Consider the following 19,848-nt stretch of genomic DNA (forward strand, 5'->3'; position numbering starts at 1 on the left):
GGTGGTGGGCGACGGGTGGGCCTCCGCCCCGGCGAGCATCTGGGCGGTGACCCACTGGTAGACCAGCACCCAGGCCGAGCTCATGGACGAGGTCCACGTCGGCGAGACCTCGCTGACGGCGCGGACCAGGGCCCGGCCCACGTACGGGTAGTGCTCGGGCCGCACGCCCAGCTCCCGGTGGTGCTGACGGCCCAGGCTCCGCAGGTGGTGGGCGACCTCGTCGGGGTCGTCCAGGTGGCGGACCACGGACAGCAGGGCGTCAGCCATCCGCTGCTGCTGGGGTTTGATGTCGGCGGCGAACATGCCCCGCACGGAGGGCACCATCTCGAAGAGGTTGTCGTAGAAGCTCCGGGCCAGGCGGGCCGAGCCCTCGGGGACATCCACACACGAGAGGCGGACGAGCTCGATGATCTCCCGATCGGGGAGCGGCACTTCGGATACACGGCGAAGGGTCAAGGACGGTCCAAGGTTCAGGTGAGCGGGGAACCACGATGGGTGAGCGCACGAGGCGGTGCGCGCCCACGGTCACCGGGGTCGGAGGGGCCTGCACCGGCGTCTCCCGGCGGGTGCGGCGCTGTCTCGCGCGGGCCCGGAGCCACGTGTCCGTCCGCGGGCCCAGGGTGTTCCACCTGGGGCACGAGGGAAACGAACGCGCACGTGGGACGTCGGTGTTCCTTGTTGCTTTTGTGGCCTTTTGGGGAGGACTGTAACAGATCTGCTACGGGGAGGAACCCCTCGTCCGATCACCGGTCCGGTTCTCCCGCCCAGGCCGCGGGGCGGTAGCATGCGGCGGGTGGTGCAGACCACACCGATGCAGGCGCGCGAGGAAACGAGGACCCCGGTGGGCGACTGGGCAAGCGGACGACGACTCCTGCTCGTGGGCACCTACACCCCCGACTCCGACCCGCCCGGCGCGGGCCGGGGCATCCACCGGATCGGCTTCGACCCGCGCACCGGCGAGCTCTTCGACCAGGGCGTCGCGGCCGCCACCCCCGGCCCCTCCTTCCTGGCCTACCGGCCCGAACCGCCCACCGTCTACGCCGTCAACGAGCGGGCCAAGGGCACCCTGACGGCCTTCCGCGTCGACGGCGACGCCGACCTCACCGAACTCGGCGAGGTGCCCACCGGCGGCGGTTCCCCCTGCCACGTCCGCTACCTCGGCCCCGCCCAGGTCGCCGTCACCAACTACGCCGACGGCGTGGTCACCTTCGTGCCCACCGACGCCGAGGGCCGCCCCGCCCCCTCCGACCGCGAACTCGGCCACCGCGGCCGCGGCCCCGTCACCGACCGCCAGGAGGGCCCGCACGCGCACAGCACCGCCGTGGTCCTCAACTCCCACGAGCGCCGCCTGCGCTACCTCCTCGCCGCCGACCTGGGCACCGACGAACTGCGCGTCTACCAGTACGCCGTCCCGGTCCAGGACGAGGAGCCCGCCCACCCCGAAGAGGGCCTGTTCGGCACCGTCAAGCTGCCCTCCGGCACCGGCCCCCGCCACCTGGCCGTCAACGGCGACCACGTCTACATCGCCGGGGAACTCGACTCCCGCGTACACGTCGTCCGCTGGAACCCGCGCCGCGGCACCGGCGAACACCTGGGCTCGGTCCCCTCCCTGGGCGGCCTGCACGACGCCAACTTCCCGGCCGAGATCGCCCTGCACCGCCTCAAGGTCGACGGCCGCGACATCGCCGACGGCGACGCCCTGCCCATGACCACCACCTACGAGGGCCGCGTGTACGTCTCCAACCGCGGCGCGAACGTCATCTCCACCTTCGCCGTCCGCGACGAGGGCGCCCGCCTGGAACACCTCGCCGACACCCCGGTCGGCGACTGGCCCCGCCACTTCGCCGTCATCCGCGGCCACCGCGACGAACCCGACCACCTGGTCGTCGCCGCCCAGAACGGCGACGAACTCCGCTCCCTGCGCATCGACCCCGACACCGGCGTCCCCGCCGACACCGGCCACCGCCTGGCCATCCCCGTCCCGGTCTGCGTCCTGCCCGTCCCCATCAACCGCATCCGCCGCACCTGCGACCGCCCCTGACACCGGAGCCCGGCCTCACCCGTAGTCCTCGACCCGGAAAGGGACCGTCTCCTCCAGGGCGCGGGCGTCGATCGCCGCACTGTCGGCGGCGTCCTCCGCCTCTTCCGAGAAAGCCGTCCGCCCCTCGCCGACCGAGGTGCCCCGGTAGCCGATAGGACCCTCGCCGACCCGCTGGTAGTAGCCGAGGAACCCGGCGGCCTTCTCCTCGAACGCCACGGATCCGGAGTTTCCCCGCTGGTCGCGCCAGGTCACCCGCTCCAGCGGGGCGCCGCCGTCGTCCACCAGCAGCCGCAGCTCCCCGGAGGCGTGCCAGCCGCCGCCCCAGCCCTCATCGGCCCGGAAACGGTGCACGGTCACCTCCTCCGTCCCCTCCGGGTAGGCCCGGCGGTCCTCCAGGCGGCCGCGGTACTCGACCGTGCGGCCGTCCGCGGCCCGGTGGAAGCCGTGGAACTCCTCCAGCGCCGACTGGAACGACACCGAGGCCTCGGAGCCGTCCGCGCGGCGCCAGGAGAGCTGGGCGATCGGAGCCCGCTCGCCCCGGTCCACATGGACCAGCAGCGTCCCGACCGTCTCCCGGCGGCGCCCCTGCCCCGGGCCGTCGACCAGCCTGCGGGTGGCATAGCGCAGCACCGACCGCTCGTCGGCGGCGGCCAGGAGCGCCCGCGCCGACAGGCCCCGCTCGTGCACCGAGTCGACCGTGATCCGGTACACCCACAGGAAGGTGCGCGCACCGTCACCCGGTTGCGCCCGCGCCCGCCCCACCGGCACCACCCCTGGTGTGAGGTGCGTCTCAGGCGGAGGTCGACAATTCCCACCGGGCCGGTTCTGTACACCCCCGCCATCCCCCCGCCATCCCCCGATAACGGACAATGGGTGCTGTTCCACTCCAGTTCAGCCTCCCGAGGGGAAGCCCATGCCCACCACCCGGACCGCCGGCGTCCGCTACACGGGACTGACCGCGCGCGACCTCGCGCTCATCGCCGTGTTCGCCGCGTTCATCGCCGTGCTCAGCATCGCCGGAGCCATCAACCTCTCCTTCTCCCCGGTGCCGATCACCCTCCAGACCCTGGGCATCATGCTCGTCCCCGCCCTCCTGGGCTGGAAGCGCGGCACCTTCGCCGTCGCCGTCTTCCTCGCCCTGGGCCTGGCCGGACTGCCGCTGTTCGCGGGCGGCGCCGGCGGCCTGGGCGTGCTCGCCGGACCCTCCGCCGGGTTCATCATCAGCTGGATCCCCGCCGCCCTGGTCATCGGCTACCTCACCGACCTCATGGTCCGCAACGGCCGCTACCGCCTCTGGGCCGGCCTGGCCGTCAACATCCTCGGCGGCCTCCTCGTCGTCTACGCCATCGGCGTCCCCTGGCTGGGCGCCGCCATGGGCAACGACCACCTGGCCGCACTGACCGCCATGGTCGCCTACATGCCCGGTGACGCCGCCAAGGCCGTCATCGCCGCCCTCATCGCCTCCGCCGTCTACCGCGCCTACCCGATCCCGCCCGCCGGGCGCCCGGTGATCGAGGAGGACACCGCGGCCGAGGGGGCCGACGCGGCCAAGGGCGAGGACGCCTGATGCTCCGCCTGGAGGGTGTCTCCCACTCCTACGAAGCGCGGCCCGTGCTGCGCGACATCACCCTGGACCTCGCCGAACACCGCATCGGCGTGATCGGGGCGAACGGATCGGGCAAGTCCACACTCGCCCGCACCCTCAACGGCCTCGTCGTCCCCGACGCCGGCCGTGTGACGCTGGGGGAGTGGGACACCCGGCGCCACGCCAAGCACATCCGCCGCCGGGTCGGGTTCGTCTTCTCCGACGCCGCCAACCAGATCATCATGCCCACGGTCGCCGAGGACGTGGAGATCGGACTGCGCTCGCGCAAGGTCGGACGCGAGGAGACGGCCCGGCGGGTCGACGCCCTGCTGGAACGCTACGGCCTGGCCGGCCACCGCGACCACCCCGGCCACCTGCTCTCCGGGGGCCAGAAACAACTCCTGGCCCTGGCCTCGGTCCTGGCCACCGAACCCGACATCCTCGTCTGCGACGAGCCCACCACCCTGCTCGACCTGCGCAACACCCGCATGGTCCACCGGGTCCTGGACACCCTGGAACAGCAGGTCGTCCTGTTCACCCACGACCTCGACCTGCTCGCCGCCTTCGACCGGGTCCTGGTGGTCGACGACGGCCGGATCGTCCACGACGGGCTCCCCACCGACGCCGTCGACCACTACACCGAGCTCATGGACGACCGGCTCATGGACGACCGGTGAACACCCTCGGCCTCTACATCCCCGGCGAGGGCCTGCTCTACCGGCTGAGCGCGGGCACCAAACTCGCAGCCCTGCTCCTGGTCTGCGTCGCCGTCATCGCCCTGGCCCACCCCTGGGTGTCGGTGGGCCTCCTCGTCGGCGCCGTCCTCCTCTACCCCCTGGTGGGCCTGCCCCTCACCCGCGTCCTGGGGGTGCTGCGCGGGCTGTGGCCGTTCCTGCTCGCGATCGGCGTGTTCCAGACGGTCTTCGGCGACCCCCTGACCGCCGTCCGGCTCTGCTCCCAGCTGCTGGGGCTGGTGGTCCTGGCCAACGCCGTCACCCTCACCACCCGCGTCCGGGAGATGCTCGACCTGTTCGAGCGCCTGGCCCGGCCGCTGGCCCGGTTCGGGGCGTCCCCCGAACGCGTCGCCCTGGTCCTGGCCCTGACCATCCGCTCCATCCCCATGGTCGCCGCCGCCTGGCGCGCCGCCGTGGAGGGCTACCGGGCCCGGGGCCTGTCGGGGCGCCCGCACCTGCTGGTGACCCCGCTCATCGTCCAGCTGTTCCGGATGGCCGAGGCCACGGGGGAGGCCCTGGTGGCCCGCGGCATCGACGAGGACGACCGCGCCTGACCCCGCGGGCCCCGACAGGCCCACCGAGAAAACGCCGTCTCACAGCCGTGTTACGTCCGTACCGATTCCATATCGGCCCCCGGATAACAGGGATTCGGGCGGGATAATGGACGCACCAAGTCACTGAGCAACGTTCGATGAACCGGTGATCGTGTGGCCCGGCGCTTCCCCGCCGACATCCCCCCAGTCCCCCGTGCCCTGAGCGCCCTCCTGGTGACGGCCCTGGCCGTCCTGCTGGCCGTGTCCCCGTCCGTCCCCTCCGGCGCCCTGCCCGAGGCGGACCCGGCGATCGTGCGCGCCATGCTGTCCCCCGGCACGCTGCCGCTCATCCCCTTCGCACCCGTCACCGCACCCGCCACCGGAGGAGCCGTGCTCACCCAGAGCCAGCACGACGACCTGGCCGACCGGGTCGCGGAGATCATCGACCACAGCGGCGCCCGCGCCGGGATCGCCGTCCAGGACCTGCGCACCGGCGCGACGTTCAGCCACGGCGCCCAGGAGGGATTCGCCACCGCGAGCGTGGCCAAGCTGATGATCACCGCCATGCTGGTGCTGCACGCCCGGGACGAGGGGCGCGACCTCACCGCCGCCGAGCAGTCCCAGGTCGAGGCCATGATCCGCTACAGCGACAACGACGTCGCCAACGGCCTCTACGCGCGCATCGGCTACAACCCGGGCTTCGCCGCGGGCGCCGAGCGGTTCGGGTTCACCGGGACCGAACCCCACCCCAACGGCGTGTGGGGCGGCACCCTGACCACACCCGCCGACCAGGTCCGGCTGCTGCGCGCCCTGTACACCGAGGAGGGCCCGCTCACCGCCGACGAGCGCGCCCGCATCCGCGGACTGATGGAATCGGTCGCCCCCGAACAGGCCTGGGGGGTGTCCGCGGCGGCCGGGGCACAGGACGTGGTGGGCCTGAAAAACGGGTGGACCCCCCGCGACTTCGACCACGGCCTCTGGGTGGTCAACAGCGTCGGCTACGTGGCCGGACCCGAACGCCAGTACCTCATCGCGGTCATGTCCGACGGCAACAGCGGCTACGACACGGGCGTGGCCCTGGTCGAGGCGCTGGCCGCCGAGGTCACCGCGACCCTGGAGGACCCGCCGGGCGACCGCCCGGCGGGCCACCTCAGCCGCTAGTCCAGGGGACCGCCGGCCACGTACAGGACCTGGCCCGACACGAACCCGGAGTCCTCACCCGTGAAGAAGGCCACCGCGTTGGCGATGTCCTCGGGCAGCCCCACCCGGCGCACCGGGATCTCGGCCTCCTTGAACTTCTTCATGTCGTCGTAGGAGATCCCGATGCGCTCGGCGGTGGCGCGCGTCATCGCGGTCTCCACGAACCCCGGGGCCACCGCGTTGACGGTGACGCCGAACTTGCCCAGCTCGATCGCCAGCGTCTTGGTGAACCCCTGGAGCCCGGCCTTGGCGGCGGCGTAGTTGGCCTGGCCGCGGTTGCCCAGCGCCGAGGAGCTGGACAGGTTGACGATCCGGCCCCAGTTCTGCGCGGTCATGTGCGCCTGGGCGGCGCGGCTCATCAGGAAGGAGCCGCGCAGGTGCACGTTCATGACGGTGTCCCAGTCCGCGGCGGACATCTTGAACAGCAGGTTGTCGCGCAGCACACCGGCGTTGTTCACCAGGATCGACGGCGCGCCCAGGCACTCGGCGACGGTGTCGACGGCCGCGGTGACCTGCTCCTCGTCGGCGACGTCGCAGCCCACGGCCAGGGCGGTGCCCCCGGCGGCGGTGATGCGGTCGACGACCTCCTGGGCGTCGGACTCCTTCAGGTCCAGGACGGCGACCGCCCGGCCGTCGGCCGCCAGGCGCTCGGCGGTGGCGGCGCCGATACCACGGGCCGCTCCGGTCACAATGGCCACACGAGGCGTTGCGGACATGGGTTACCTCCAGAATTCACGTGGTGGGCGCGGAGGAATCCTATCGACATTCCTACCGGTCGGTAAGCGGGCGGGGGTGTCATCCGATTCCCTCCCGACCGGGTCCGCGCGGCCCGACCTGGGTGTCCGCCGCTTCGCACAAAGAAGTGCCCCATCGGGTCCCCCGGTTTTCCTGCACACCGCCCCCGGTTGGCCTACGATGGCTGCAAGGCCAGGATGCACGTGCATTCGACCCGTGCAGCAGCACGCGCCCGACCTGTTCGGGAAGGAGTGGGAAGGCATGGAGTGTGCGGAGACGGTCATGGAGCCCGCCGGAGGATGGTGGCTCAGGGTCCTCACCCACGGCTCCCGACGCTGGAACACACCCGTGTGCGGTGACCGGCACGACGCCGTCACGTGGACCTTCGCGCCGCGCCCCCACTCCGTGTCGGCCGCACGCGAGATTTCCGACGCCCTGCTGCGGGAATGGGGGATGGACCACTTGTCCCCCGATGTCTCCGTGGTCGTTTCCGAATTGGTCACCAATGCCGTCCGCCACGGCGGGCCGCTGGTCTCGACCGGTCCGGGCGGAGGGAGTATTCAACTCTCCCTCATGAGAAGCGGACATGAATTCATCTGCGCGGTTCGCGACGGCGGAGATCGGCTGCCGCGCAGAAGGAGGGCCGACCCCACCATGGAGGGTGGTCGGGGACTTGCCTTGGTGAGCGCCTTCGCGCGAGAGTGGGGTGTGATTCCCACTCCCCCCGGGGGAAAGTTCGTCTGGGCGCAATTCGTGTGAACCGCCGGCACCGGGCCGGCGTCCTTCGCAAGCGCCCTCGCGGGCCCCGATCCGCGGAGTGGCGGGGACCGGAGGCGGCCGACCCCGGTACCGCGACCACATCGGCTATATCGTGTACAAGGGTGTCCCGCGCAGCGGACATCCGGTGCGGGAATGACAGGGAGGCGGCGAACGTGGATATCGCTCGATTGCGCAAGGGCAGTGGCCCGACCGTGCGTCGCATGCTGCTCGGCCAGGAACTGCGCAGCCGACGCGAACGCCGTGGTATCAGCCGGGAGGACGCCGGCGCGCGGATTCGCGCTTCGGCGTCGAAGATCAGCCGTATGGAACTCGGCCGGGTCGGTTTCAAGTTGCGCGATATCGAGGACCTCCTGAAGTTGTACGGCACCGACCGCCGCACGATCAAGGAAATGCTCGAAGTCGCCAAGGAATCCAACAAGCCCGGATGGTGGAAGGACTACGGCGACTCCCTCCACAAGTGGCTGACCCAGTACATCGGGTTCGAGGAGGCGGCCGACCAGATCCGCATCTACGAGTCGCAGTTCATCCCGGGCCTGCTGCAGACCGAGGAGTACGCCCGCGAGATCATCTTCGGCGGCGTCGACGCCCCCGACACGGTCTCCGAACAGCGGCTGTCGGCGCGGCTCAAGAGACAGAAGCGCGTCGAGACCGACGAGAACATGCGCATGTGGGTGGTCCTGGACGAGGCCGCGGTCCGCCGCCCCATCGGCGTGGGCACCCGGGGCCTGGGTGTGATGCGCCGACAGATCGACCACCTGATCCGGCTCAGCACGGAGAAGGACAACATCACCATCCAGATCATCCCCTTCGCCGTGGGCGCGCACGCCGCCGAGGCGGGCTCGTTCACCCTGCTGCGCTACTCCGACTACGAGCTCGCCGACATGGTGTACCTGGAGCAGCTGCACGACGGGGAGCTCAACGACAAGCCGGCCGTGGTGGAGGCCTACACCAAGGCGATGACCCGGCTGAGCGTATCGGCCGCCACCCCCGACGAGAGCCTGGAGATGCTCCGCTCCATCCTCAAGGACTTCTCCGCCACCGAGGACGGCCCCGACGACACGGAGCGGGCCTGACCCCGGGCCGACACCCCCTGTACGACCGAAGGACCCCGTCCCCCGACGGGGTCCTTCGCCGTTCCGCGCGGTCTCTTCCGCGGTGCGGTCACACGGAATGCGGTGCCTTCTCCCTGGTCGGCCCCGCGTCGACGTCCTCGCCCGCCCGTCGGGGATCAGCAGGTCCCCAACGGACGCCTGCGGCCACAGGCCTCTCCTCGAAGACGTCTTGGCCGGAGCCTCCGGACCTCCGCCGGGCGCCCTCGCCCGCGCGTGTGCGGGGGGTCCCACCCCTGGGGTGCGACCCCCCGCACACGTCCCGGAGGGAAAGCCGGTGCGGTCTCAGCTCAACAGGTTGTCGAAGTCCCCGTCCTTGGCGCCCAGGATGAGGCAGTCGATCTCCTCCTGGGTGTAGACCAGGGCGGGGCCGGACGGGAAACGGGAGTTGCGGACGGCGATGGAGCCGTCGGTCAGGCGGGCCATCTCCACACAGGCGCCCTGGGAGTTGCTGCGCTTGGCCTTCTGCCAGGCGGCCTCGGTCAGGTCGGTCGCGTTGATGCCGTTGTACGGGGTCATGCCGAGTTCTCCTTCGGAGTCCAACGAGGGGATGTGCCGTGCGCCTGCACTGCCAGATGCACGTGCAGAAGCATTGGCACGTTCACAAGCATAGCGTGACCATCGCCACTTGTCCGTGAGTTCGCCATCATCAGTCCCACGTGATAGAGAACGGCCCTCCACCAGGGCGGACTTTCCATGACGAACCACGCGAACCCGCCCGCGGCACCCCGTCGGCAACCCCGGGGTCCTCCAGCCGCCCATGACAACGGCCCCGCCGGTCGCCTCGGGGGCGTCCGGCGGGGCCGTGCGGGCGGCGCTGGGCTCAGGCGCAGACCAGGGCGGTCCGCAGCGCCTCCAGGTTCCCGCGCATGATCGACGGGTAGTCGTCGCCGGGGGAGGCGTCGGTGACCCCCTCCAGCGGGTCGAGCACCTCGACCGCCGCGCCGGTCTCCCCGGCGATGGTCTGCGCGGTCTCCTCGGGCATGAGGGGCTCGGTGAAGATCGTGGTGACCCCGTGCTCGCGGACGAAGTCGGCGATCTCCGCGATCTGGCTGGGCGAGGGCTCGCTGTCGGGGTCGACCCCGGAGATGCCGACCTGCTCCAGGCCGTACTGCTCGGTCAGGTACGAGAACGCGGTGTGCCCCACCACGACCTCGTCGTGCTCGCAGGAGGCCAGGCCGTCCTCGTACTCCTGGCCGATCGCCGCCAGTTCGGCGGACACGGCCTCGGCGTTGGCGGTGTACCCCTCGGCGCCCTCGGGGTCCAGCTCGCCCAGCCGCTCGCCCAGGGCCCCGGCGACCTGGGACATCAGGTCCACGTCCAGCCAGAAGTGCGGGTCGAGGTCGCCGTGGTCGTGGCCGTCGCCCTCGGCCTCCTCCTCGGCGTGCGCGTCCTCGTCCTCGTGGCCGTGGGCGTCGCTCTCCTCATGCTCGTGCCCGCCCTCGTCCCCGACCGGGTGCAGCTCGACGACGTCGGCCACGTCCAGGGCGCGGTCGGCGGCCTCCTGTTCGACGGCCTCGTCGACCGCGGGCTGCAACCCGGCCACGTAGAACGCGAGGTCGGCCTCGGTGAGCTGCCCGATCTGGCGGCCGGTCAGCTCCAGGTCGTGGGGTTCCATGCCGGGCTCGGTCAGCTGGAGCACCGCCACGCGGTCCCCGCCGACCTCGTGGGCCAGCCATTCCAGGGGGTAGACGCCGGTGACCACGGTGAGCTCGGCGTCGGCGGGGTCGGGGCCCTGCCCACCGGCGGGGGAGGCCTGGCCGCCGCAGGCGGTGGCCGTCATCAGTGCCACCGCGGACAGCGCGGCGGTTCGCAGGATCGTACGCATGGGACCATCATCGAGAAAATGAAAACGGTTGTCAATTTGGCCGTTGTGCCCCGGAACGCGGCGATCCCGCCCCCGCCGCTCAGGTGACCTCGGAGAACCGCTCCACGTCGTCGGTCCGCCCCGCCACCACGATCACGTCGCCCTTCTGCAACACGGTCTCCTCCGTGGCGTAGGTGAACGGCGAGTTGATCCGCTTCACCGACACCACCGTGATCCCGTACTTCTGCCGCACCCTCGTCTCCCGCAGCGGTTTGCCGATCAGCTCCTTGGCCGCCTTGGTCTTGCCCAGCGAGAACCCCTCCTCCAGCTCCACGTAGTCCAGCATCCTCCCCGACAGCAGGTGCGCCACCCGCTCACCCATGTCGTGCTCGGGCAGGACCACGTGGTGGGCGCCCACCTGCTCCAGGATCCGCCCGTGCCGGCGGCTGGTCGCCTTCGCCCAGATCGTCGACACCCCCATGTCCACCAGCAGGGACGTGGTGAGGATGCTCTCCTCCAGATGGGAGCCGATCGCCACCACCGCCCGGTCGAACTCGGGGGCGCCGATCTGGCGCAGCGCCTCCTCGTCGGTGGTGTCCGCGATGACCGTGTGCGTCAGGGCGTCGGCGAAGGTCTGCACGATGCGCGGACTGGAGTCCACGCCCAGCACCTCCCAGCCCCGGCTGACCAGCTCCAGGGCCAGCGAACTGCCGAACCGGCCCAGTCCGATGACCAGGACGCGCTTGTCGACGGGACGTCTGTTCTGCGGCACGGGGGATCCCCTCCTCTGCTCAGCCGATGATCGGCCGGGCCTCGGCGAACGAGTAGCGGCGGTGGTGGTCCCGGAAGGCCAGCGCCGTCACGAACGTGATGGGGCCGATCCGCCCGGCCACCATCAGCACGGTCAGCATGATCAGCGCCCAGTCGGGCAGCTGCGGGGTGATGCCCATGGACAGCCCCACCACACCGACCGCCGACACCACCTCGAACAGCACCGGCAGCAGCCGGAAGTCGGTGCCCTGGAGCAGGACCACCGTGGACACGGCGATCACCGTGGCGGTCAGGAAGATGAGGCTGAGCGACTGCCGGATGACCTCGACCGGCAGCTGCCGGTCGAACACGTGCACCCGGCTGTGCGCGCGCACCTCCGCCAGAATCACCAGGAAGATCACCGCCAGGGTGCCCACCTTGATCCCCCCGGCGGTGCCGCCGCTGCCCCCGCCGACGAACATCAGCATGATCGTCACCAGCAGCGTCGAGTCGTGCATCTCCCCGGTGGGCAGCGAGTTGAACCCGCCGCTGCGCGGCACCACCCCGTGGAAGATCCCGTCGGCGAACCGCTCGTACCAGGGCAGCGCCCCCAGCGTCGCCGGGTTGCCCCACTCCATCAGGGTGATCAGCGCGATCCCGCCCACGTACAGCACCACCGTGGTGACCAGGGTGAGCTTGGTGTGCAGCGACCAGCGCCGGGGGGTGCGGAACCGGCGCCGCACCTCCACCAGCACCGGGAAGCCCACCCCGCCCAGCACGATCGCGCACGCGATCGGCACCAGCACCAGCGGATCCCCGGAGAACCGCATGAGGCTGTCGGAGTACAGCGCCAGCCCCGAGTTCGTGAACGCCGACACCGAGTGGAACAGCCCCGAGTAGGCGGCCTCGCCCAACGACATGTCGTAGCCCAGCCACAGCCGGGGCGTGATGCACAGGAACACCGCGCCCTCGACGAGCAGGAAGATCCGCGCCACCCGGCTGACCACACCCCGCATGTCGCCCAGCGCCAGGGTGGGCAGCTCGGCCCGGGCGGCCAGCTGCATCCGCAGACCGAACCTGTGGATGACCGCCACACCCAGCAGCGACGCCAGCGTCATGATGCCGATGCCGCCGACCTGCATCAGCGCCAGCACGATCAGCTGGCCGACGAGGTTGAGGTCCTCGCCCAGCGGCAGCACCGCCAGCCCGCACACCGCCAGCGCGGAGGTGGCGGTGAACAGCGCCTCGGTGAAGTCCAGGCCGTGCAGGTCGGTGGTGGTCACCGGGGTCATGAGCAGACCGGTGCCGACCAGGTCGACCAGCAGGAAGGCGAGGAGGAAGAGCCGGGCCGGCTTGCCCCAGGGGTGCGGGTTGCGCCCGGTCACCGGTGCGCCGGCCCTGCGGCGGGCGCGGGCGACGCGAACGACCCTGGGGTGGGGGCGGGTGTGCACACGGCTCGGCTCCTCGTTCGTTCGACCGCGAACGATTCTGCCAAACCCGCGCCCACCGGGCACGGCGACCGTCCGATAGCGGCCGTGGCCCCGCCGGTCAGGCGTGCCGGGCGCCCTCGTGGTCGGCGTGCCCGGGCGGCTCCAGCTGGAGGGTGGAGTGCTCGACGTCGAAGTGCCCGGCCAGGCAGGCGTGCAGCTCGTCCAGGGTGCGCCCGCAGTCGAGCAGCCGCTCCTCGGGGACGACCACGTGCGCCGACATCACCGGCACCCCGGAGGTGATGGTCCAGACGTGCAGGTCGTGGACGTCGACCACGGCCGGGTGGTCGAGCAGGTGCCGGCGCACCTCGTTCAGGTCCATGCCGCGCGGCGCGGACTCCAGCAGGATGTGCACCGCCTCGCGCAGCAGCGACCAGGCGCGGGGCACGATGATCGCGGCGATCACCAGGGACACGACGGTGTCGGCCTGGTTCCAGCCGGTGAGCCAGACGATGAGGCCGCCGACGATGACACCGACCGAGGCCAGCGCGTCGCTGACGACCTCCAGGTAGGCGCCCTTGACGTTGAGGCTCTCCCGGGCGCCCGAGCGCAGGATCAGCGCGCCCGCGATGTTGGCGACCAGGCCGATGGCGGCGACCAGGACCATGCCCGGGCCGGACACCTCGGCGGGGGAGCGCAGCCGCTCGACGGCCTCCACCACGATGAACCCGCACAGGGCGAACAGCACCAGCGCGTTGACGGCGGCGGCGAGGATCTCGGCCCGCTGGTGGCCGAAGGTGCTGCGCCCCCGGGCGGGGCGGGCGGCGATCCACACGGCGACCAGGGCCAGGGCCACCCCGAACGAGTCGGTGACGGTGTGCCCGGCGTCGGCGAGCAGGGCCAGGCTGCCGCTGAACACGGCGCCCGCGACCTGGACGACGGCGACGCCGAGCATGAGCGCGAGGACGAGCGCGAGCCGTCCCCGGTGGGCGGCCCCCGCGGTGTGCCCGTGCCCGTGTCCATGGCCGTGTCCGGCGCCCATGGGTCCCCCTTCTCGTACGCGTGCTCGTACGCCTTGTCCGCGTGCCCGTGTGCGGGCGCGCGTCGGTTCAGTCACCACTGTTTATACAGCGAGGACTGTCTATACAGCAAGCTATGTACAATGGTTTTCATGTTGACCTCCGAGCAGCGCCTGTCCGCCATCCACCGGCTCGGCCGCGCCCTGTCCGATCCGACCCGCTGCCGCCTCCTGCTGGCCCTCCTCGACGGCCCCGGCTACCCCGCCGACCTGGCCGACCACCTGGGCCTGACCCGCCAGAACGTCTCCAACCACCTGGCCTGCCTGCGGGACTGCGGACTCGTGCGCACCCACGCCCACGGCCGCCGGGTCGCCTACGAACTGGTCGACACCTCCCTCGCCCACGCCCTGGAGGACCTGCTGCGCGTGGTCTGGGGCACCGGGCGCCCGCACGAGACCCCCGAGGGCGGGGCCGGACCGGACGCCGGGGCCGAGCGCCGCGCGGGCTGACCCGAGCCGCGGTCGATCCTCGACGGCATCCCCATGTCGGGGCCGAGCACCGCGCGGGCTGACCCCCGCCCTTCACCCCCCGCTCTTCGCCCCCGCCCCGCCCTTCGCCCCCACCCCGCGCTCCCGTCCCGGGTCCCCCCTCTGCCCCCTCCCTCTCCTTCCCGCCCCTCCGGCCTGCCCTGTTGCGGATGACCGGAACCCGCCACTGTGATGCCCGTTACAGGGACCCGTGGCCGGTGGAACGTGACGAACCCCCACGTCCCGCCGAGGAATCTCCGACTTGCGTCGAATGTCCCTAACTTTGGTCAGGGCCCGACCCTGACAGAAGACTGACGCGTCCCTGAAAGCCCCCCGATCCCCGGCCGAGGACGAGAAGTCCCGATATAACGCGACGTATCGTGGGGATGCGCCCGGCGGATGCAGTGCCCGACGGAGCACCCGCGGGACGGGACGGTCCCGCGGGCGGCCCCGCCCGGACGAGGACGACACCTCGGAAACGGCATCCCCACCCACGACTTCGAGGACCCGGCCGCCGCCCGGAGCGGCGACCCGGCGCACACGGCGCCGCCCGGTCCAACGTCCGCATCGAGTAGGAGCGAGAACCTCTCATGTCCAGATCGGCCCACAGGACCCCGCCCGCGGGCTCCCCCCGCACAGAAGGGGCGACCGGATGAACAGCCTCGCGGTCATGTCGCTCAAGAACCGGGCGCTCGTACTGCTCATCACCCTGGCCGTGCTCTTCTTCGGCGTGCTCGCCGCCGCGTCCGCCAAGCGGGAGCTCTTCCCGCAGATGTCCCTCCCGATGGTCATGGTCACCGGCTCCTACCAGGGCGCCTCCCCGCAGGTCGTGGAGAACCAGGTCACCGTGCCCCTGGAGCAGGCCGTCCAGGGCGTCGAGGGCGCCACCACCGTCACCTCGACCTCCAGCAGCGGACTCGCCCAGGTCACCGTCGAGTTCGACTACGGCGCCGACCAGGCCGACCTGGTCCGCCAGACCCAGATCGCCGTCGACCAGGTCTCGGGCATGCTCCCCGACGACGTCAGCACCAGCGTCACCTCCTTCAGCCTCGACATGATGCCCGTCGTCATGCTCGCCGCCGGCGCCAAGGACGGCGACGACCAGGGCATGGTCGAACCCCTGGAGACCCACCTCATCCCCGAGCTGGAGTCCATCGAGGGCGTCCGCTCGGCCATGATCACCGGCGCCATCGCCTCCGACCTCGTCATCACCCCCGACCTGGAGGAGATGGCACAGGCGGGCATCGGCGTGCAGGACATCACCGACGCCCTCCAGGGCAGCGGCCAGCTCATCCCCGGCGGCGACATCGACGCCGACGGCCGCACCCTCAACGTCACCACCGGCGACCAGTTCACCTCCGTCGAACAGGTCGAGGACATCTGGATCCGCCCGGCCGCCCCCGCGGCGGGGGACACCTCGGCCATGCCCGGCGCGCCCCCGGCCGCCCAGCCCGAACCCGTCCGCCTCTCCGAGGTCGCCGACGTCGAACTCGTCCGCGACGACGCCACCACGCTGGCCCGCGTCAACGGCGACCCGAGCGTCGGCATCATGATCCTCAAGACCCCCGACGGCAACACCGTCGAGGTCTCCGAGGGCGTCCAGCGCGTCCTGGACGAGCAGGCCGCCATCCTCGGCGACGACATCGACATCAGCGTGGTCTTCGACCAGGCCCCCTACATCAACGAGTCCATCCTCGCGATGCTCGAAGAGGGCGGCATGGGCCTGATCGCCGCGGTCATCGTCATCCTCGTCTTCCTGCTGTCGATCCGCTCCACCCTGGTCACCGCGGTGTCCATCCCGGTGTCGGTGCTCATCGCCTTCCTGGGCATGCAGGCGTTCGACTTCACGCTCAACATGCTCACCCTCGCCGCCATCACGATCTCCATCGGCCGCGTCGTCGACGACTCCATCGTGGTCCTGGAGAACATCCGCCGCCACCTGGACTACGGCAAGGAGAAGATGGAGGCGGTCAAGACCGGTGTCCGCGAGGTCGCGGGCGCGGTGGTCTCCTCCACCCTCGCCACCGTCGCCGTGTTCCTGCCGCTGGCCTTCGTCGGCGGCATGGTCGGCGAGCTGTTCATGCCGTTCGCGGTCACCGCCAGCCTCGCCCTGCTCGCCTCGCTGATCGTGTCGATCACGATCATCCCGGTGCTCTGCTACTGGTTCCTCAAGCCGCGCGACATCGGCGACGCCACCCAGGAGCAGATCGAGCGCGAGGAGACCGAACGCGAGCTGCGCAGCCCGCTCCAGCGCGCCTACCTGCCGGTCATCCGGTGGATCACCACCAAGCGCAAGCAGGCCACCATCCTCACCCTGGCCGCCTCCGCGCTCATCTTCGGCGGCACGGTCGCCATGGCCGGGCAGCTGGAGACCGACTGGATGGGCCAGTCGGAGGAGAACACCTACGCCCTCGCCCAGGAACTGCCCCCCGGCACCTCCCTGGAGGAGGCCGACGCCGAGGCCGTCAAGGTCGAGGCGATGCTCGCCGGGTTCGCCTGGGTGGAGTCCTACCAGACCAACGTCGGCGGCAACGCCATGGCCGGCCCGTTCGGCGGCGGCGGGGCCTCGCAGATCGACTACACGATCACCGCGGACCCCGACACCGACCAGGAGCGCAACCGCGAGGTGCTGCGCGACTCCCTGGCCGACCTGGACACCGACTACGAGCCGACGATGAGCGCCATGGGCGCGATGGGCGCCGGCTCGGGCATCGAGATTCAGGTGACCGCCGACGACCAGGACGTCCTGGCCGAGGCTGCGAACCTGGTCGAGGACGAGCTGAAGGGGATCGACGGCACCGCCGACGTCGTCAACGGCATCGCCGCCACCCAGCCCGCCATGGAGGTCCGCGTCGACGGCGAGAAGGCCGCCGAACTGGGCCTGAGCGAGGCCGCCGTCGGCGGCCAGGTGAGCGCCGCCTTCAACGGGCAGCGCACCGGCACCGTCACCGTGGACGACAGCCGCCGCGACATCGTGGTCCGCGCTGTCGAGGCCCCGACCACCGTCGAGGAGCTCGAAGACCTGGTGATCATGTCGCCGACCGCCGGGCCGGTCGACCTGTCCGAGGTCGCCGACGTGGTCGAGGTGGAGCAGCCGCCGCAGCTCACCCGCATCGACGGCATCACCAGCACCACCGTCGAGGCCAGTGTCACCGCCTCCGACCTGGGCGCGGTCAGCGCCGAGATCACGCAGGTGCTCGACACGCTGGAGCTGCCCCAGGGCGCCACCGCCACCCTGGGCGGCGTCAGCCAGGAGCAGAGCGAGGGCTTCATGCAGATGGGCCTGGCCATGCTGGCCGCCGTCGTCATCTGCTACCTCATCATGGTCGCGACCTTCAAGAGCCTGCTCCAGCCGTTCATGCTGCTGATCTCGATCCCGTTCGCGATCACCGGCTCGCTGGCGCTGCTGCTGGTCACCGACACCGCGCTGGGCATCGCCGGCCTGGTCGGCATGCTGATGCTCATCGGCGTCGTCATCACCAACGCCATCGTCCTCATGGACCTGATCAACCAGAACCAGAACAAGGGGATGCCGCTCACGGAGGCGATCGTGGAGGGTGCCCGGCACCGTCTGCGCCCGATCCTCATGACGGCCCTGGCCACCATCGCGGCCCTGACCCCGATGGCGCTGGGCGTCACCGGCGGCGGCGCCTTCATCTCCGCCCCGCTGGCGATCGTCGTGATCGGCGGCCTGGTGACCTCGACCCTGCTGACGCTGATCCTGGTCCCCGTCCTCTACCAGCTGGTGGAGTGGGGCAAGCAGCGCCGGGCGGCCCGCCGGGCCTCCCGCGAGGAGCTGCGCCGTTCCAAGCGCGCCGCGAAGATGGAAGCGGTCCGCGAGAAGGAGACCGTCGGCTGACCCCGAGAAGCCGCAGGTGAAAGGGCGTCCCGTGCCCCGGCACGGGGCGCCCCGCGCTTTTCGCGGGGAGACGGTGCCGTTCTGTGACCGGAGCGTTGATTTGTGTGATCGGCGCAGGAACGGCAGGCTGCGACCCATGACGGAAACGCAGAAGAAATCACTCGACGACCTCGTCCGCGAGGAACTGGGCGCCGAACCCTCCCAGGAGGCGAAGGACTACGCCCGCCTGCTCTACGAGCGCTACCGCCTGCCGCAGGCGCCCGCGGCCGCCGAGGAGGACACCGCGACGGGCGAGTGACCGAAGGTCACTCGCCCTCGTCGGCCTCGTCCCACACCAGCTCGAACCACACCTGGCGGCCCATCCCGTCACCGCGGGGCTCACTGCCCCACTTGTCGGCGAGCGCCTCGACCAGATCCAGGCCCCGGCCGTGCTCGGCCGTGTCATAGGGGTCCCGGTGCTGGGGGCGGGGCGTCTCGTTCAGGTTGCCCAGGTCGCGCACCTCCACCCGGGCCCAGCCCGGGGCGCGGTGGACGCTCACCTCGAACTTGCCGGTAGCGCGCCCCGAGGCGCTGTGCGTGATCGCGTTGGTCGCCAGTTCGCTGGTCAACAGCGTGGCGGTGGTGGGATCGGGGCAGTCGGCCAGCTGCCGGACGACGAATCTGCGCGCGTACGCGATCTGGCTCGGCAGGCCGGGGAAGCGGCGTCGGACGGGTCTGCTGTGCTCTTCCATGTTCGGATCGTGCGCGGGAGAGGGGTCGACGGTCGCGGTCCGCTCCGGTGCGGGCGCACCGCGCACACCGGGGCGGACGAGGGGATCGTGGGGTGCTGCTGCGGTCATGTGCTGTTCACTCCCCGGTGTGTTCTCGGCGGACAGGGCGGAGCGGCGCCTGTCCCTCGGTGTCGCGTCCATGCCCGGATCGGGTCACGGCGCGGGGCGGACACACAGGTCGAGGCCCCCGGGTACAGGGAGGGGTGCGATACCGCGCGACCGGGCGCGCGGCGAGAGGGCGGCGGATGGGGTGCGGGGGCGGTCCGGGACGAATGGTCGCGTCTGGTATCGGATGTGCCCCACGACACTGAAGGGCGTATTCGCGCATAGCATACGCTCCGTGCTCTCACGGGGACCCGGCCGACCTGGCCGGGTCGGAACGACCCCTCTTGACCTGGTTAAAGAGGGTGTTCGGCCAGGGTATGACACCGGTCAAGGACCGGGTTTCGTGACTGGTGGGACTCGGGAGAATCCGTAACGATGCGGTAACGGAGTCGGGGTTCCCGTCCCAAGCGGGGGTCTTGCGCACTTCGGGGACGACCCGTCAAGGTAAAGGACATGGCCTCCCGCTCCCCCCTGCCGACCGGCCTCGGCGTTCGGCTCGACCGCACCGTCCGCCTCGCCGACGAAGGACACCTCCTCATCGGCGCCGACCCGACCCGCGCCGTCCGCCTCACGTCGCAGCAGGTCAGCGGTCTCATCCGGTGGATGAGCGGAGCACCGGTCCGCGACGCCGACGAGGGGGCCACCGCCGCCGACCTCATCGCCGCCGGCCTCGCCCACCCGTCACCCTCCACCACCCTCAACGGACGCCTTCGGCGCGGTCCCTCCCTCTCGTCACCCTCCACCACCCTCAACGGACGCCTTCGGCGCGGTCCCTCCCTCTCGTCACCCTCCACCACCCTCAACGGACGCCTTCGGCGCGGTCCCTCCCTCTCGTCACCCTCCACCACCCTCAACGGACGCCTTCGG

The 19,848-nt window shown here is 71.2% G+C and carries 19 protein-coding genes and 1 pseudogene; 11 read left to right on the forward strand and 9 right to left on the reverse strand.

The window, feature by feature from the left end:
* Positions 1–456: globin domain-containing protein (locus tag ACJOT3_RS20145; RefSeq protein ID WP_406974472.1), on the reverse strand; the 456-nt coding region annotated here is incomplete at its 3' end.
* A 355-nt stretch (positions 457–811) separates the two neighbouring features.
* Between ACJOT3_RS20145 and ACJOT3_RS20150 the strand changes: the two genes are divergently transcribed.
* Complete coding sequence (locus ACJOT3_RS20150) at positions 812–2,041, forward strand: lactonase family protein (RefSeq protein WP_406974498.1); 1,230 nt, start codon at positions 812–814, stop codon at positions 2,039–2,041.
* 15 nt (positions 2,042–2,056) lie between these two features.
* Here ACJOT3_RS20150 and ACJOT3_RS20155 read toward each other — a convergent pair whose 3' ends face one another.
* Positions 2,057–2,752 carry a hypothetical protein gene (locus tag ACJOT3_RS20155; protein WP_406974474.1) on the reverse strand — a complete coding sequence of 232 codons (696 nt, stop codon included), beginning with the start codon at positions 2,750–2,752 and terminating at the stop codon, positions 2,057–2,059.
* A gap of 202 nt (positions 2,753–2,954) precedes the next feature.
* On the opposite strand from ACJOT3_RS20155, the gene ACJOT3_RS20160 reads away from it, so the two are divergent.
* From ACJOT3_RS20160 to ACJOT3_RS20175, 4 genes are all read left to right on the forward strand, one after another.
* Positions 2,955–3,608, forward strand: coding sequence for a biotin transporter BioY (locus ACJOT3_RS20160; RefSeq protein ID WP_406974475.1), 654 nt, complete (start codon positions 2,955–2,957; stop codon positions 3,606–3,608).
* Positions 3,608–4,303 (forward strand): energy-coupling factor ABC transporter ATP-binding protein, encoded by a 696-nt coding sequence (locus tag ACJOT3_RS20165; RefSeq protein WP_406974477.1) that lies wholly within the window; start codon positions 3,608–3,610, stop codon positions 4,301–4,303. The genes ACJOT3_RS20160 and ACJOT3_RS20165 overlap by 1 nt, the downstream gene beginning before the upstream one ends.
* Positions 4,300–4,914, forward strand: coding sequence for an energy-coupling factor transporter transmembrane component T family protein (locus ACJOT3_RS20170; RefSeq protein WP_406974479.1), 615 nt, complete (start codon positions 4,300–4,302; stop codon positions 4,912–4,914). Before ACJOT3_RS20165 ends, ACJOT3_RS20170 begins: the two co-directional genes overlap by 4 nt.
* 153 nt (positions 4,915–5,067) lie before the next feature.
* Positions 5,068–6,054 carry a serine hydrolase gene (locus ACJOT3_RS20175; RefSeq protein ID WP_406974481.1) on the forward strand — a complete coding sequence of 329 codons (987 nt, stop codon included), beginning with the start codon at positions 5,068–5,070 and terminating at the stop codon, positions 6,052–6,054.
* Here ACJOT3_RS20175 and fabG read toward each other — a convergent pair.
* The gene (gene fabG / locus ACJOT3_RS20180; RefSeq protein ID WP_406974483.1) at positions 6,051–6,809 is read right to left on the reverse strand and encodes a 3-oxoacyl-ACP reductase FabG; all 759 of its coding nucleotides are present in this window, start codon (positions 6,807–6,809) and stop codon (positions 6,051–6,053) included. The two genes, ACJOT3_RS20175 and fabG, sit on opposite strands and share 4 nt — an antisense overlap.
* 280 nt (positions 6,810–7,089) lie before the next feature.
* On the opposite strand from fabG, the gene ACJOT3_RS20185 reads away from it, so the two are divergent.
* Both ACJOT3_RS20185 and ACJOT3_RS20190 read left to right on the forward strand, forming a co-directional pair.
* Positions 7,090–7,587, forward strand: coding sequence for an ATP-binding protein (locus tag ACJOT3_RS20185; protein ID WP_406974500.1), 498 nt, complete (start codon positions 7,090–7,092; stop codon positions 7,585–7,587).
* 221 nt (positions 7,588–7,808) lie between these two features.
* Positions 7,809–8,681 (forward strand): helix-turn-helix domain-containing protein, encoded by an 873-nt coding sequence (locus ACJOT3_RS20190; RefSeq protein WP_406974485.1) that lies wholly within the window; start codon positions 7,809–7,811, stop codon positions 8,679–8,681.
* 321 nt (positions 8,682–9,002) lie between these two features.
* Here the strand turns inward: ACJOT3_RS20190 and ACJOT3_RS20195 are convergent, their stop codons facing one another.
* From ACJOT3_RS20195 to ACJOT3_RS20215, 5 genes are all read right to left on the reverse strand, one after another.
* Positions 9,003–9,236, reverse strand: a complete 234-nt coding sequence (locus tag ACJOT3_RS20195) for a DUF397 domain-containing protein (RefSeq protein ID WP_306366843.1) — start codon at positions 9,234–9,236, stop codon at positions 9,003–9,005.
* 304 nt (positions 9,237–9,540) lie between these two features.
* Positions 9,541–10,545, reverse strand: coding sequence for a metal ABC transporter substrate-binding protein (locus tag ACJOT3_RS20200; protein WP_406974487.1), 1,005 nt, complete (start codon positions 10,543–10,545; stop codon positions 9,541–9,543).
* A 79-nt stretch (positions 10,546–10,624) separates the two neighbouring features.
* Complete coding sequence (locus ACJOT3_RS20205) at positions 10,625–11,296, reverse strand: potassium channel family protein (RefSeq protein ID WP_406974488.1); 672 nt, start codon at positions 11,294–11,296, stop codon at positions 10,625–10,627.
* Between the two features lie 19 nt (positions 11,297–11,315).
* Positions 11,316–12,725 carry a TrkH family potassium uptake protein gene (locus ACJOT3_RS20210; protein ID WP_406974490.1) on the reverse strand — a complete coding sequence of 470 codons (1,410 nt, stop codon included), beginning with the start codon at positions 12,723–12,725 and terminating at the stop codon, positions 11,316–11,318.
* 97 nt (positions 12,726–12,822) lie between these two features.
* Positions 12,823–13,743, reverse strand: coding sequence for a cation diffusion facilitator family transporter (locus ACJOT3_RS20215; RefSeq protein ID WP_406974491.1), 921 nt, complete (start codon positions 13,741–13,743; stop codon positions 12,823–12,825).
* Between the two features lie 129 nt (positions 13,744–13,872).
* Here ACJOT3_RS20215 and cmtR point away from each other — a divergent pair, with 129 nt between their 5' ends.
* The 3 genes from cmtR (at position 13,873) to ACJOT3_RS20230 (ending at position 18,404) form a co-directional block, all read left to right on the forward strand.
* Positions 13,873–14,229 (forward strand): Cd(II)/Pb(II)-sensing metalloregulatory transcriptional regulator CmtR, encoded by a 357-nt coding sequence (gene cmtR, locus ACJOT3_RS20220; protein ID WP_406974493.1) that lies wholly within the window; start codon positions 13,873–13,875, stop codon positions 14,227–14,229.
* A 670-nt stretch (positions 14,230–14,899) separates the two neighbouring features.
* Positions 14,900–18,106: an efflux RND transporter permease subunit gene (locus ACJOT3_RS20225; protein ID WP_406974495.1), complete on the forward strand. Its 3,207-nt coding sequence runs from the start codon at positions 14,900–14,902 to the stop codon at positions 18,104–18,106.
* 136 nt (positions 18,107–18,242) lie between these two features.
* Complete coding sequence (locus tag ACJOT3_RS20230) at positions 18,243–18,404, forward strand: hypothetical protein (RefSeq protein ID WP_406974496.1); 162 nt, start codon at positions 18,243–18,245, stop codon at positions 18,402–18,404.
* 7 nt (positions 18,405–18,411) lie between these two features.
* On the opposite strand, the gene ACJOT3_RS20235 is transcribed toward ACJOT3_RS20230, so the two are convergent.
* The gene (locus tag ACJOT3_RS20235; protein ID WP_406974502.1) at positions 18,412–18,837 is read right to left on the reverse strand and encodes an ATP-binding protein; all 426 of its coding nucleotides are present in this window, start codon (positions 18,835–18,837) and stop codon (positions 18,412–18,414) included.
* Positions 18,838–19,434: 597 nt separating this feature from the next.
* Between ACJOT3_RS20235 and ACJOT3_RS20240 the strand changes: the two are divergent.
* Positions 19,435–19,848: pseudogene (locus ACJOT3_RS20240) on the forward strand (hypothetical protein); the annotation flags it as partial.

Source organism: Nocardiopsis protaetiae (assembly GCF_045446735.1).
Taxonomy (GTDB): Bacteria; Actinomycetota; Actinomycetes; order Streptosporangiales; family Streptosporangiaceae; genus Nocardiopsis; species Nocardiopsis protaetiae.